Raw genomic sequence first — 13,984 nt, 5'->3', positions numbered from 1 at the left:
ATCAGCAGCAACCACTCAATCAAACATTCGGGCAAGGAACCGGTGCCCAGTCGCCCAGGTCCGGGTTTTTGCACATGCTGTTGACCTGGCTGGTGCCGGCACTGGCGACCTGCTTGCTTTCATCCTGCTTGGCCTTGGCGGTCTGCAGGGTTTTCTCGGTGGTGACCGCTTCTTTCGGCACGGTTGGCAAGTCTTTCTTCTTGGCCGGCTGTACGATCTTGTTCTTTTTCTTGGTGGTGGTCTGAGCCACGACCGGCGTAGTGTCAGCAGTAGCCACCGTCACGACGTCGTTACGCTGCACGCCCACTTGTTGCAGGTCTTTTTCGTAAGCCTGGGTGTAGTTGTTCAGGTCTTCGGACGCTTTGCCGTTGACCGCAACGATCAGGTCGTTGGACTCTTTCAGGCCGGCGACGATTTCGGCCAGGCGCTTGCGGCCTTCGGTGTCGTTGACAGTCTTGGCCTTGCGGTCGGCGACCAGTTTGGTGAACGCGCTCTGATAGCACTGCTGGGAAGCCTTGGCGTAGGCGGTGCTGCGGTCGATGTCGCCCACGCGCTTGTTGACGTCGGCGGCGTAGGAGGCGATGCGCTGGTTGTCATCGGCGATCTGCTTCTGGCGCTCGTTGTAGTACCCCACTGCACCACCGGCCAGGGCGCCGCCCGCGGCACCGATGGCGGCGTTGCGGCCACGGTCTTCCTTGTCGGCGGTCAAGGCACCCAGCAGCGCACCACCGACAGCACCGACGGCGGCACCGGTGACGACCGACTGGGTCATGTTGCCCTCGGTGGCACGCAGGTGCTGCACCGGCTCGTAGCAGTTAGGGTAGTACTCGACCTTGGTGCTGGACGCGACCTTGGACGTCGGCGATGTGGCGCAGCCAGTCAGGACGGTGCTGAAGCCGACAGCGACCAGCAGCAAGTTACGCTTGGAAACCGAAGCAAAAGGTTTACGGGAGAAAAGCATAGTTGTGTTCTCGTTTTAAGTTTTTGACCAGCTCAGCGCGGCCCCATCGCCGCCTGAGTCCCTTCCAAGCTCGCTGACAACGAGCGCTCAAGACCTCTGAGCGCCCGATGCGAGCAATTCCTTCAATATCGCCGCCGGGTCGGCTCGTTTTTGCTGACGATAATCCCCGACATGACGAACGAATAACGTGGCGCGTGCCACTAGGCTCTTGCCCAGTACCGGCTTGCGCTCCAACTCCTCCTTGATGCGTTGAAACTGCGCCTGGATCACGGCATCGGTGTAGCGCGTGCCGGTCGCCAGGTTGTCGATATAGATCGCCACGGCGCCGTCCAACGCACTTCGGCCGTTGTCGATGGCCGTGGCGAACAGCGTGGCGCTGGCCTCGTCCTTGGCGTCCACGGCCGCCTGATGACTGCGCTGCAGATTGGTCAGGCGGATGTTGTAGTTGTTGACGGTCTCGGCCACCAGGGCCGAAGACTGGATCAGGTTGCCGGCCGCTTCCTCGCGCTGCTGGGCGATCAACGAGACGTTGCGCTTGAGCTCTTCGTTCACCAGCCCCAGCTCGGCTTGCAGGCGTGGGTCGGCGCTGGCGGCGATGATGCTGTCCAGGCGTTTGGTCGGGTCCTCGGCGTCGTCAATGGCGTCGGTCAACGACGCCAGGCGCCCTTCCTTCTGCCACTGGGCAAACAGTTCCTTGTAACGCGAGCGCGGTGCCGACAACGCCCCGACCGCCACCCGGAAGCCGGTGGTTTCGTTACTTTGCTCGGTGCCGTCGGCGGCGAACAATGGATACTCGCGACGCATGCCGGTGAACAGCGTGCCCTCGCCTTCCAGGTAGTTGCCGCCCTTGACCACGAAGCCGCCATAGGCGCCCTGGCGCCGACCGGCGTGCACCAGCTGGAAGGATTCCTGGACCATTTCAGCGGCATTGCCGACCACGTCGAACAGGCCGATAGGGTTGGGCAATTTAGTGCCGATGGGCATCAGCCGCGCCGCCTGCCCGGTGCCGCCGGCGACCTGGTTGAACACTGCCCAGTCGGCCAGCGGTCCGTCACTTTCACTGCCTTCCAGGCGCCGGGGAAACAACCGGCCTTCCAGATCCTGCCGGCTCACGGCCTGCCCTCCCCGGGCGGCGAATTCCCATTCGACTTCCGTCGGCAAGCGCACGAAGGCCAAGCCGCCGTCTTCGGCGGACGTGCCGCGGCCGCTCACCGGCAGCAGGTCCTTGTGGTATTTCATCAACCAGGCGCTGTACACCGCCGAGAAGCGCTCGGCCTCGAACTTGGACAGCTTCACTTTCGGCAGCCGCCCGGCCATGCCTTGGGGCAGCTCGGCCAGCAGGGCTTCGCAGGCCGGTGCGGGTTCGCCGCTGGCGAGGGACTGCGCCTGGGCCATGACCTGGGCGTACTGGCGCGCGGTGACTTCGTACTTGCCGATGAAGTACAGCATCGGCTTGAGTGGGGTTTTGGCGTCGGTCTTGGGCATCAGCGGGCTGATGGTGTGGTTCCAGTCCTTGGGCAAATCCTTGAGGGTGAATTGCCCGTTGATGAAGTCGCGCCGGTAGCCGGAAATGAACGACTGTTGATAACCGGCCTCGCCCTCGCTGAACGGATAGCCGAGGCTGATCTCGCGGTCGTCCAGGGTGCCCTGGGCGAGGATGTAGACGTAACGGAATACCATCTGCCCTTCGCACGGCAGCGGCAGGCTGACGTCATCGGGCAACGGCTTGGGGTTGTCCAGTTTGTCAGTGCCTTCATCCGCACTCGCTATATTGCTCAGAGCCGCCAGACTGGCCAGGCTCAGCGCCACGGCGGCGCCCAATAACTTATACATCGCGGATTCCTTCAGAGGCCTGGATGCGCGCCACCCGCCAGCCGCCACAGGCCGCCGCCACGGCGCTGACGCCGAGCACGGCCACCAGGGCCAGCAAGTAGTGACGCAACAGCAGATGGCTGGCGTACTCGCCGGGCATCTGCGCAAATAATGAGTTCAGGCCCGACTGCGCCAGGCCGTACAGCCCGGCACTCAACAGGGCCGCAAGGGTGGCGCTGTAGAGCGCCTGCAACACCACGAACAGCAACAGCGCCGCCGTGGAGACCCCCAGCAGGCGCAACACCGACAATTCCCGACGCTTGCGCTCGACCGCCGCCAGGGCGCCGGCAAAAATCGCCGCGAACGCCCCGGTCAAGGCCAGCCCGGCGATGATCCAGAACACGATCGACAGGTTGCGGCTCAACGATTGCACTTGTGCGATGGTCTGGGCCTGGGTCGACACCAACAGATTCTGTGCCGCGAAATACTGCCGCAGCGGCTCGACATCGCCAAGGCTGCGCGCATACAGCCGAAACGCCGGATACACCCGTTGCTCGGCCGCACCCACCGCATCGCCCGGCCAGTTCAACGCCGGCACTGCGCGCCCGTCGCGGTAATCCTCGGCGGCTTCCAGCAAGGCCAGGGGTGCGAACAGGCCGTCTCGGGCGAAGGCTTCCAACGGTAGGACGTGCAACACCCGGACCCGGGTGCGCTGGGCCTCGCTACGCCCGGCCACTTGCCGGCCGAAACTGGCCGTCAGCCAATCGCCGGTCTTGGCGCCGAGCTTTTCGGCGGCGGTCTGGCTGAGCACCACCTGGTCCAGGCCCTGGGGCAGCGGCAGATGATCGAGCAGCGGATCGTTGACCGCCGTGGGGATCATTTCCACCGTGACGGCTGCAGCGTCGCCGCTCAAGTCGGCGGTCGCCGCGATCTGCCGGGTACGCGGCAAGGCAAACGCCACATCGCTGCGTTGGCCCAGTTGTTCGATGAACGCGGCGCTGAAACGACCGCCGCCCAACGGGATGATCTCCCGCGTGGCAGGGTCGCTCTGCAAACGCTCGGTCAAGCTGGTGACCAGGCCGAATTTCAGGCCGAACAGCACCAGCAGCGGCGCGACCACGGCCACCAACGCCAGCACCGAACAGGCCGACAGCCATGCATCGTTGCGGTAGTCCTGCCAGGCCAGCGAGGCCACCAGGGAGCTGCGCATCAGCAGGCCTCCCCGAGGGTGGCGGTGACGCCGCCGTCGTGATCGCGTCGGCAATGGATGCGCCGCACCTGCAAGCCGCTGGCGCGGGCCAGCGCTTCGTCGTGGGTGGCAACGACGCAACATACGCCGTGCTCCCGGGCCTGGGCCACCAACAGCTGCATGACGCGCTCGGCGTTCAAAGGGTCGAGGGCCGCGGTCGGTTCATCCGCCAGCAACAGCCGCGGGCCATGGGCCAAGGCTCGGGCGCAACTGACCCGTTGTCGCTGGCCGACGGACAAGTCCGCCGGTTTCTTGTCCAACTGATCGGCAATGTCCAACTGCCCGGCCAGGCGCGTCACGCTGTCGTCATCCTTCAAACCCAACAGCTTGCGCGACAATTCGATGTTGCCGCGCACATCCAGGAAACCCAGCAGGCCGCCGGTTTGCAGCACATAACCCAGGTGCCGGCTGCGTAGCTCGGCCAAGGTGCCTTGCTGCGAAGCCCGCCACAATCCGGCGATGTCCAGCGGCGTGTTGGCCGGCGTGAAATCGAACTGCCCGGCCTGATCCGGCGCCAGCACCAGCGCCAGCAGATCGAGCAACGTGCTCTTGCCGCAACCGCTGGGACCGACCACCGCCAGTTGTTCACCGGCACGCAGTTGCAGCCGGGGAATCACCAGGCTGTAGCGCTGACTGCCGGCGCCCCGGCTCTTGTGCACGGCGTTCATGTTCAGCATCACGGCAGCGTCGACAACGGAACGCGGTACAGGGCGTCGCCCGGCTCGGCATCGCCGAAACGCACCCAGTTCGCCAGGTCGTTGTGGAAGGTTTCGTAGAGGCGGATCTTCGACTCCAGCTCATCGATGAAATCTTCCTGCTCGGCCACGCTCAAGGACAGCCACAAGTCCTGGGTCATGTTCAGCGACTTGCTGCGGTACGGCAGCCCTTCCAGGTATTCGCCGAGAATCCCGCCGTCGGCGAGGTTGCCGCCCTTGCGCAACGCCGACGGGTCGCGGCTCATGTAGGCACTGGCGCTGGCAATTTCCTGGAAGAAATCCTTGGGCGAGCTCTGGGTCTTGCGGGCCGCGTCGACGATCAGTTTCAACGATTGCTGCAAGTCGTTGAGTTGCAGCTTGGTCAGCATCACGCAAACCTGGAACGCCGGCAGTGCCGGGTTGGTCAGGTCGCGGTCGGCGGTCCAGGCACTGACCAGTTGCGGCGCCTGGCTGGCGGTCTTGCGCCCCAGGAAGTCCATGTGCATCGCATAACCGACTGCGGTGGATTTGTCGGTCAGGCTCGGCGCCGCGCTTAACAGCGGCACGCTTTGCGGCTTGTTGCTGCGCACCTGATGCACCAGGTCGGCGAACACTGAACCGATCTCATCGACCCGCTCTCCGAGCTTATGCACATCGGCGCCCGGCACCGGAATGTACAGGTCGCCGATCTGCGGGTTGGCGTCGGCGGTCAGGGTGCGGTACTGGCTCTGGGCGCCGGCGTGGGTTTTCTTGCCGGCGTCGCTGAGCAGGTGCAAGGCGTAGATCTTGATCTGCTTGCCCAGCGCGGCCTGACGCACTTCAGCCTCGTTCATCTGGGTCGCGGCGAACGGGTCGTTCTTGCGCAAGGCCCCCGCATCGGTGACCAACAGGATCAAGCGCCCGCCATAGCCGGACCAGTCCATGCCCTGCACCGCTTCCATCACACCGGCGAAGGCATCTTCATTGAACGAATGGCTCGACACCGTGGAGGCCTTGACCTGCCGCGCCATTTCCAGGAAGCGCTGCGGGTCGCGGCCCTGCTCCAGGGTAATCAGCGTTTTGGCGACGTATTCCAGGCCCGGGGTTTTCTTGATGCTGCTGCGAAAGCCCACCAGGCCGAAGCTGACGCTGTCCAGCTCGCCGCGCTCGGCGATGCGGCTTTGCAGTTCGTGGACCACATCGCGAACCTGATCGATGTAGGGCTGCATGGATACCGTGGTGTCCACTACCAACACCACGGCGGTGCGGAACGCGTCGGCATTGGCGGTGGTGATCGGTGTGTTGCCCGTGGCCTTGGGCGAATTGCCGGGGTCGATGGACGCCACGTTGAGCAACTGCACCGGTTGGCCGTTGTCATCGAAGCTCTCGCGGGAATCGAAGATCGGCAACAGGTAGAACTGGTTCTGCGGCACCGCACTGGCGGCCGGCTCCAGGGCCAGCACCTGCTGGTTGTCCGTCGGACTTTGCTGCGCCTTGAGCAGGACATTCCTGGCGTTGGCAGGATTCGCCAGCAGCTTCTCCACCTCGCCCGGCTGACGCAGGAACATCACCGGCGCACGGCCCGAGCGTTCGGTGAACTTGAGCACCAGGCTTTGCTTCCAGTCGCTGACCTGGGCGGCCGGCAACCAGCCGTCGCTGCGCCCATCCGTGGCGGCGCCGACGCGTACCCACGGGCTGCCGTTGACGTCTTTGCGCTGGTACACGTACAGCACGGAAAACGCCGGCAGCGCCTTGCCGGAAACAGCGCCCGGTTCGTCGGCCAGGGTCGCGCCCGGCTTGGTGAGCACCCGTTGGAACAGGGTTTTCTTGCCCGCCATCAACAGTGGGCGCTGGCCGCCATCCGCCTGGGCGGTGTCTGGCGGATTCACCGGGGGCGTTACCGGCGGTTTGACCGGCGGCGCTTCGGGATTCTTTGCCGGAGGCGTTTCAGGAGCCTTGACCGGTGGCTTGCTGGACGACGCGGTCGAGGTCACCGGCGGCTTCTTGGTGTCGCCGTCATTCCCCGACAACCACCAGTAACCCGCACCACCCAATGCCAGCGCTACGGCCACCGCGACGGCAGCCAGGGCGAACACCGGGCCCTTGCGCTGTTCCGAGACGCTGGATTGAGGGATCGGTCTGACGCTCGGCGCCGGCGGTTTTGGCGGCGGCGTCGGCTGCGCGGGGCCACTCGGGATGTCGATGGACATCGGCGTCAAACCGGCCAGGTCATCGCTCGCCGGTTTGCTCGATACCGGCAAGGGCAGCGGACGGATCAGTGTCGCCTCGGCGGAATCTGCCGGCAGGTTATCCAGCGCCCGCAGCAACGCGGCGGCATCCGGGAAGCGTTCCGCCGGGTCCTTCGCCAGCAACTTGCGCAACACCTCCTGAAAACGCCCGTGGTGCACCGGCAATTCCGGCAGCGGCTCGGTCAGGTGGGCCAGGGCTGTGGACAGCGCATCGTTGCCGGTATACGGCAGTTCGCCCACGAGGATTTCGTAGAGCACCACGCCCAAGGCGTACAGGTCGGCGCGGCCGTCGATGTCCTGGCCGCGCGCCTGTTCCGGGCTCATGTAGCTGGGGGTGCCCACGGCGAAACCGGCCTGGGTGAACTGGGTGCGGTCGTCCAGGGACTTGGCGATGCCGAAGTCCGACAACACCGCCGTGCCGTCGGCGCGGAACAGGATGTTGGCCGGCTTCACGTCGCGGTGCACCAGGCCCAGGCCATGGGCATAGCCCAGCGCCGAGGCGATCTGGCGGATGTAGACCAGGCCCTGCTCCGGCGACAGGCCGGCGGCGATGCGCTCCTTGAGCGTGCCGTTGGGCAGGTACTCCATGGCCATGTAATACAGCTCACCGACGTTGCCGATGTCATGGATGGTGACCGTGTGCGGGTGCGACAGGCGCGCCAGGGTCTTGCCCTCGCGCAAGAAGCGCTCGCAGAACGTCGGGTCGGCGGCCAGCGCGGCGGCCATGACCTTGAGCGCAACCTTGCGCTCCAGCGAACGCTGGGTCGCCAGGTAGACGCTCGCCATCGCGCCCTCGCCGATCTCCCCTTCAATGTCGTAGCCGGGGATCTGGATGTTCATGGCGGACTTCATGACGGCACCTTCACGACCACCACGGTGATGTTGTCCGGCGCACCGCGCATCAGGCCCAGGGACACCAGGCTGCTGGCGATTTCGCCGGGCTCGTCGTGGCTCAGCACTTCGCGGATCTCTTCATCTTCGACGGTCTTGTTCAACCCGTCGCTGCACAACAGGTAACTGTCGCCGGGCACCAGCAGCAGCTCGACCAGGGCCAGGTTCAACTGGGCCTCGACGCCGATGGCGCGGGTGACGATGTTGGCCCTTGGGTGCACCCGCGCTTCGGCTTCGCTGAGCAAGCCGCTGTCCTGTAGATCCTGCACATAGCTGTGATCGCGGGAGATGCTTTCCAGCACCCCGTCGCGCAGGCGATACAAGCGGCTGTCACCGGCCCACAGACACATGCCGCGCAAGTCACGGGTCGCCAGCACCACCACGGTGCTGCCCATCATGGTCACGCCCCGGTTGGCGGTTTCCTCGCGCACGGCGGCGTTGACCCGCAGCAGGTCGGTTTGCAGCGCCGCGACGTATTCGTCCAGCGACCGCCCTACGGCAATGTTGCGCAGGCTATCGACGATCAGGCTGCTGACGTAATCACCCGCGGCGTGCCCGCCCATGCCATCGGCGACCACCCACAGGCCGTTTTCCGGCAGGTCCAGGCAGGCGTCTTCGTTGATCTGGCGGACCATGCCGACATGGCTCTTGCTTGCAGACTTGAATGCTTTTCCGGCACTTGGACGCATCTACACAACACCCTCTTGGCCGAGCAAAAATTGCGCAAAATCAGCGGCGGCCGGCAGGCCCTGGCACCGCATCAAACCGGGCGCGATGCGCTCCGAACCCTGGCCCCACCACAGGCTGGCGCCTTCACAGGCCGACTCGGCGAGCGCACTCATGCGCGCCTGCGGGTCGGTGGCCTCGAAGCGATGCAGGCCGGCGAAGCGCCCGCCCGGGGCGCGTTGCCGCCATTGCGGGCCGCCCAGGCTCTCCAACTCCGTGTTGAACGCTTCGAAACTGGCCTCGACGCTCAAGGTGCTCAGCAGCAGATTCTCGACCCGCTCGAACCAGTCGTCCGCACCGCCGACCACCGACGCCGGATCCGCGTCGGGCTCCAGCAGCAACGCCACGGTCAGCGGGAAATAGCGACCGACCCGGTCGATACTCGGCATCACCACCCCCACCGCCGCATCCGGCCCGCACACGCCGGGCGCGACCAGAAAGCGCCACAGCGGGCTGACCAGATAAGCGTCCAGCCACCGCTCGCCGAGGCTGGTCTGGCTGGCGAGCAGACCCGCCGCCAGCCAGGAATCCCACGGCGCGATGAAGCTCTGGGGCAAGCCACGGCTGACAAAGTCTCCACGGCTGGCCAACTTTCCATAGAAGCCCGGCGTACTCATAGCCGCTCCGGTAGGCTGAAGCCGCTGAGCACCCGGCTCTTGAACGGGTTGAAGGCGCTGTTGGCCCGCAATTCGTAAGAGGCACTGGCGTTATCGACCCGCAAGCGCAGGTTGAAGCGGTCCGGCGAGTTGCCGGCGGTCAGGTCCGATTGTTCCAGCAAGCGGAACCAGGCCCATGGTCCATCCAGGGTGATGCCGGAACGGCCGCTGGAGGACGGCGGCATGATCGAGATCCGCACCACGCCGATGCTGCCGGGGTTGGGCCATTGCATGGCGGTCGGCCGGCTCGGGCCGTGGTCGTAGCTCAATTGCTGGCCGTCCAGGTCTAGAAGGAACTGGGTGATGGTCGAATCCATCGCCACTGGCTTGAGCTCGAACCGCACCATCGGCTGGGTGCCGCCGGAACGGAAAAACGCATCGCGAATGGCCGCTGCGCGCTGGAAGGTCTGCAACACGCCGGGGGCGATGCCTAGCTTCTGCGCCGCGCCCGGCTGCCAGCGCCAGGTCGGCGTGGAAGTGTCGACGTAGGGCTGCAGGTACTTGCGGAAGTAATTGTCCATCACCCCGCCGACCCCGAAGAACTGACCGAAGTCATCCAGGGTCGCGTCCCGCGCACTGCCCGGCGACATCGGGTAGCGCCCGGCCAGGGACTGGCGATAAATGTTCACCACTTCGCTGGTCCAGGCGGCGTTCAGTTGATTGCGCACCCCGCCCATCATGGTGTTGGTGGTGGAATTGACCACCGACTTGACCAGGCCCTGGACCAGCGGCGGCTGGCGTTCGGCATTGAGGCTGACCCGGGTCGCGGCGGCCGTAGCCTGATTCTTCGCCTCGCCGAGCAGCGCATCGCCACTGGCACCGACCATGGCGCTGACCTGCACATACAGGGCATTCATGTCCGCCAGCAGGCCGTCGATGGCTGCCGGTTCACCTTCGTTTTTGTTGACAATGCTGTTGAGCTCGGCGAAGTGCGCCGTGATCGGATCATCGCTCTGGGCCGGCGCGTTTTGCGTCGCCTGTTCCTGGCCGAGCAAGCTGCCCAGGCGCTCCTTGAGCTTGTCCACCCCGCCTTCCGCCGGCACGCCTTGGGCGGCCAGCAGGCGTTCGTCCTGTTGCAGGTCGGTTTCTTTCGCCACGGCCACCAGCAGTTTTTTCAACGGCGAGGTCGGTCCGGAAATCACCCGCAGCACGTCGGCAGCCTGGGCCACGCTGGTGATCGGCACGAAGTCGATATCCGCGAGCAAGGCGTCCCACTGGCGCTGGTAGTCCTGGAAATACAGGCGGCGTACATCGGCAGCGAGGCTGGCGACGTTCTGCTGGTCGGCCTGCTCGAAGCCCAGCACCCACTGCTCTTCGGCCAGGGTCCCGGTCTGGCTCAGGCTGGTGAGCAAGAAGCCCTGACGGTAGCCCTTGACGGTGAAGAGCCCGCTCAAGGGTTCGCCCAGCGGCTTGCCGCTCTTGCGACTGAACACCAACGCGGCATCTCGCCCGGCGGCTTCGTTGATGCGGAAGTCCGGAATGCCCTCGGGCAGTTTCTGGCGCTTGATCCGATCGTAGACGCGCTGGGCCACGGGCAGTTGTTGCAGTTGCCGGCGCAGGTCTTCGATCAGCCGTGGGTCCAGGCGGGCGTTCGGTGGGCGGCGCTCGAACAGCGCCTGCAAATGCTCGCTCAGGGCCAGGCGCTGCTCGGCCGGCAAGTCTCGCGGCAGGCTACGATCCCAGTCCAGGGCGATCCAGGCCTTGATGAAATCAGGGTCGTAGTGCTCGTTGTCGGCGAGCATCAGGTACGCCTTCAGGCCTTCGTAAAGGAAATCCGAATTGCCGCCGCCGTGCAGCTGCTCTTCGATGCGCGTCAGCAGGCGTGGCGCGAAAACTGCGATCAGCAGCTTGCGATAGACGCTGCCGGACTCGGCTTCGAGCATGTCGCCCTGATACAGGCCCAGGCCTTCGGCCCAGCTCGGCGCATCGTCGGCCAGATGCTTGACGGCATTGAGCAGCGGCAACACCGCGAGCACGTCACGTTGTGCCGGGCTGAGGTTCTGCACGGCCTGACCCAGGGGCGCGACCTTCTGGTCGACCTGGGCAATATAGGCCTGATTGGCGCGGTAGCTGACCCACCACAACGAGCCGACCACCAGCACGAGCACTACGGTTGAGGCCAGCACACCACGGGCGATCCACTTGCGCCGGCGCTCGACTTTCGGGTCTACGCCCACCAATCCACGCTCGGCGAAGGCCACGGCGGTGAACAGTTTTTCGATGAAGTAACTACGCCCGGTGCCGGTCTGGCGCGCCAGGTGCTGACGGTCCAGGTTCATGCTCTGGGCCATCGCTCCGATCAAGCGGTCGATCGGGCTGCCTTCCTGGGTGCCGCTGGTGAAGTACACGCCGCGCAACAGCACACGCTCTTCGAAGGCATTGGGCTTGAACACACCTTCAAGGAAGCTTTGCAGGCAGTCCTTCAAGGCGCCGAATTGCTGTGGGAAACCATAGATCAGGTCGCGCCGCGCCGGGTCGCGTTCCTGCTGCAAGCGCTCCACCAGACGCTCGTTGAGCCGCTGCTCGAGGCCAGCAAATTCGCTTTGCAGGTGCGCCAGCGGACTGTCGTTGCTCTTGCCGTCGTCCAGGGCGAAGGTCATGCCCCATACCTGGGCGCGTTCTTCTTTGCTCAGGGTGTCGAAGTACTCCATGAACCCCGGCACCAGGTCGAGCTTGGTCAGCATCAGGTACACCGGGAAGCGCACGCCCAGCTGGGTGTACAACTCCTGGATCCGCAGACGGATCGCTGCGGCATGGGCGGCGCGCTCGGCATCGCTGCCCAGCAGCAGATCGGACAGGCTGATGGCGATGAACGCGCCGTCAATCGGGCGCCGCGCCCGTTGTTTTTTCAGCAGGCCGAGGAAGCCCAGCCACGCGGCCTTGTCGACAGTCGCGTCGCTGTCCTGGGTGGTGTAGCGGCCGGCGGTATCGAGCAGTACCGCCTGATCGGTGAACCACCAATCGCAGTTACGCGTACCGCCGACGCCGCGCACTGCACCGGCGCCCAGTTGCGCGGCCAGTGGGAAGTGCAGCCCGGAGTTGACCAGGGCGGTGGTCTTGCCCGAACCCGGCGGGCCGATGATCACGTACCACGGCAGCTCGTAGAGGTTGCGACGCTCGTCACCGCCAAGCTTGGCTTTCTTGAGCAGCGCCAGGGCCTCGTCCATGCGCTGGCGCAGGGTTTCGAGCTCTTCGGCAGTGGCAATGCTGGTGGGGTCGGGCGGGGTCTGCTCGGCCAGGCTGCGCATGACCTCGGCGGCCTGCCGGCGGGCCTGGATGATGCGAAACACCCGGTAGGCGATCCACACCGCGAACACCAGGACGATCAACGCCCAGCGACGGCCTTCGGGCACCAGCCAGTCCAGCAGCGGGCCGACGAACCAGATGATCAGGCTCAGGGCGATCAGGCCCAGCAACGGGATGACCCAGCGGATCATAAAACTGAAAAACGCCTTCACTCGACCCCCTCCGCCAACACTGTGATTTCAACCCGACGATTGCGCGCACGGCCTTCTGTCGTGGCGTTCGAGGCCAACGGCTCGGTATCGCTGCGGCCCTCGGCACTGAAGCGTTCGGGCTGGCCGGTCTTGGCCGAAAGAATCTCCAGCACCGACCGGGCGCGGGCTTCGGACAAGGCCCAGTTGGACGGGAACCTGAGGGTGGCGATCGGGCGATTGTCGCTGTGCCCGGTCACCAGTACCTGACCCTTGACCTTGCGCACCGCGTCGGCGATGCGCAGCATCAGCGGTTCGAAATCGTCCTTGATGCTGGCGCTGCCCGAGGCGAACAGTTCATCGCCACGGATCGTCACCACGGAACGGTCGACGGCGTCTTCCACGGCGATCCGTCCGGCCTTGATTTCATCGGCCAGGAACCCGGCCAGGCGTGGCCGCTCGATGACCTTGGGCTGGACCACGGGACGGTCGATGGCTTGCACCGGAATTTCTCCCAGGGCATGGATGTTCTTGAACACCGGCTCGGCGTCGGACGCCAGTTTCATCCGCAGGCCGAACAGCAGCGCCAGCAGCAACGCCACGCCAATGGCCACGGCGATCCACGGCGGCATGAATTGCGCTAAACGGTCGCGGGTCACGGTGACCCCGCGCCAGTGCGGCGAGAGCTCGCGCTCGTAGTCGCCACGGGCGCTGCGGATCACCGCACTGGTGCGCTCACGCAAGGCTTCCAATTGGCTGCGGCCGTCGTTCATCACCCGGTAGCGCCCTTCGAAACCCAGGCACATGCACAGGTACAACAGCTCCAGCAGATACAAGCGTTCGCGTGGGCTTTGCAGGCAGTGCTCCAGCAACTGGAAAACCTTTTCGCCACCCCAGGCTTCGTTGTGCACAGTGATCAACAGACTCTGCTTGCCCCAGTCGCTGGTGCCGCCCCACGGGGTGCTCAACACCGCTTCATCCAAGGCGGTGCACAAGGCGTAGCGGGCCAGCAGCACGTCATTGCGTACCACGCCGGCGGCCTCGGCGCGCTCTTCGAACTGGCGCAGGTAAGCCAGCAGTTGCGCCCGCAGGCTGGCCGGAGCCGGGTGGGAAATGGTGCTGCGCAAACGCGTCAGCAAAGCCAGCAGCGGGCCGGCGGCGCTCTCCAGCGGATTGAGGCCCCGGGCCTTGCCGGTCAGCACCGGTGCAGCCGGCATCGACAATGGCGCGGCCGCAGGCGCCGGTTGCGGGCGACCGGAATCGGGGCGGAACGGGTCCGCGCCACGGCCGCCGGGCGTTGGCATGAACTGGGTACGATCGTCGTTGCTCATC

The 13,984-nt window shown here is 65.4% G+C and carries 9 protein-coding genes; all 9 read right to left on the bottom strand.

The genetic code is table 11. From position 1 onward, the window contains the following. Window positions 1-19: 19 nt before the first annotated feature. Complete coding sequence (tagQ, locus tag ACLEJR_RS05045) at window positions 20-961, bottom strand: type VI secretion system-associated lipoprotein TagQ (RefSeq protein ID WP_440812559.1); 942 nt, start codon at window positions 959-961, stop codon at window positions 20-22. An 87-nt stretch (window positions 962-1,048) separates the two neighbouring features. Continuing rightward, window positions 1,049-2,794 (bottom strand): formylglycine-generating enzyme family protein, encoded by a 1,746-nt coding sequence (locus tag ACLEJR_RS05040; RefSeq protein WP_440812557.1) that lies wholly within the window; start codon window positions 2,792-2,794, stop codon window positions 1,049-1,051. Beyond that, complete coding sequence (locus ACLEJR_RS05035) at window positions 2,787-3,983, bottom strand: ABC transporter permease (protein WP_440812554.1); 1,197 nt, start codon at window positions 3,981-3,983, stop codon at window positions 2,787-2,789. The genes ACLEJR_RS05040 and ACLEJR_RS05035 overlap by 8 nt, the downstream gene beginning before the upstream one ends. After that, window positions 3,983-4,699 carry an ABC transporter ATP-binding protein gene (locus tag ACLEJR_RS05030; protein WP_440812552.1) on the bottom strand — a complete coding sequence of 239 codons (717 nt, stop codon included), beginning with the start codon at window positions 4,697-4,699 and terminating at the stop codon, window positions 3,983-3,985. Before ACLEJR_RS05030 ends, ACLEJR_RS05035 begins: the two co-directional genes overlap by 1 nt. Continuing rightward, the gene (locus ACLEJR_RS05025; RefSeq protein WP_440812807.1) at window positions 4,699-7,785 is read right to left on the bottom strand and encodes a serine/threonine-protein kinase; all 3,087 of its coding nucleotides are present in this window, start codon (window positions 7,783-7,785) and stop codon (window positions 4,699-4,701) included. The genes ACLEJR_RS05030 and ACLEJR_RS05025 overlap by 1 nt, the downstream gene beginning before the upstream one ends. Window positions 7,786-7,793: 8 nt before the next feature. Beyond that, window positions 7,794-8,525: a PP2C family protein-serine/threonine phosphatase gene (locus ACLEJR_RS05020; RefSeq protein WP_440812551.1), complete on the bottom strand. Its 732-nt coding sequence runs from the start codon at window positions 8,523-8,525 to the stop codon at window positions 7,794-7,796. After that, window positions 8,526-9,179 carry a type VI secretion system-associated protein TagF gene (gene tagF, locus ACLEJR_RS05015; protein WP_440812549.1) on the bottom strand — a complete coding sequence of 218 codons (654 nt, stop codon included), beginning with the start codon at window positions 9,177-9,179 and terminating at the stop codon, window positions 8,526-8,528. Continuing rightward, window positions 9,176-12,676 carry a type VI secretion system membrane subunit TssM gene (tssM, locus tag ACLEJR_RS05010; RefSeq protein WP_440799710.1) on the bottom strand — a complete coding sequence of 1,167 codons (3,501 nt, stop codon included), beginning with the start codon at window positions 12,674-12,676 and terminating at the stop codon, window positions 9,176-9,178. Before tssM ends, tagF begins: the two co-directional genes overlap by 4 nt. Then, the gene (locus ACLEJR_RS05005; RefSeq protein ID WP_440812547.1) at window positions 12,673-13,983 is read right to left on the bottom strand and encodes a DotU family type VI secretion system protein; all 1,311 of its coding nucleotides are present in this window, start codon (window positions 13,981-13,983) and stop codon (window positions 12,673-12,675) included. Before ACLEJR_RS05005 ends, tssM begins: the two co-directional genes overlap by 4 nt. Window position 13,984: the final 1 nt, after the last annotated feature.

The organism is Pseudomonas sp. SMN5 (assembly GCF_052041925.1).
GTDB lineage: Bacteria > Pseudomonadota > Gammaproteobacteria > Pseudomonadales > Pseudomonadaceae > Aquipseudomonas.
The sequence above is the reverse complement of the archived record's forward strand: the minus strand, read 5'-3'. Positions and strand labels throughout refer to the sequence as shown.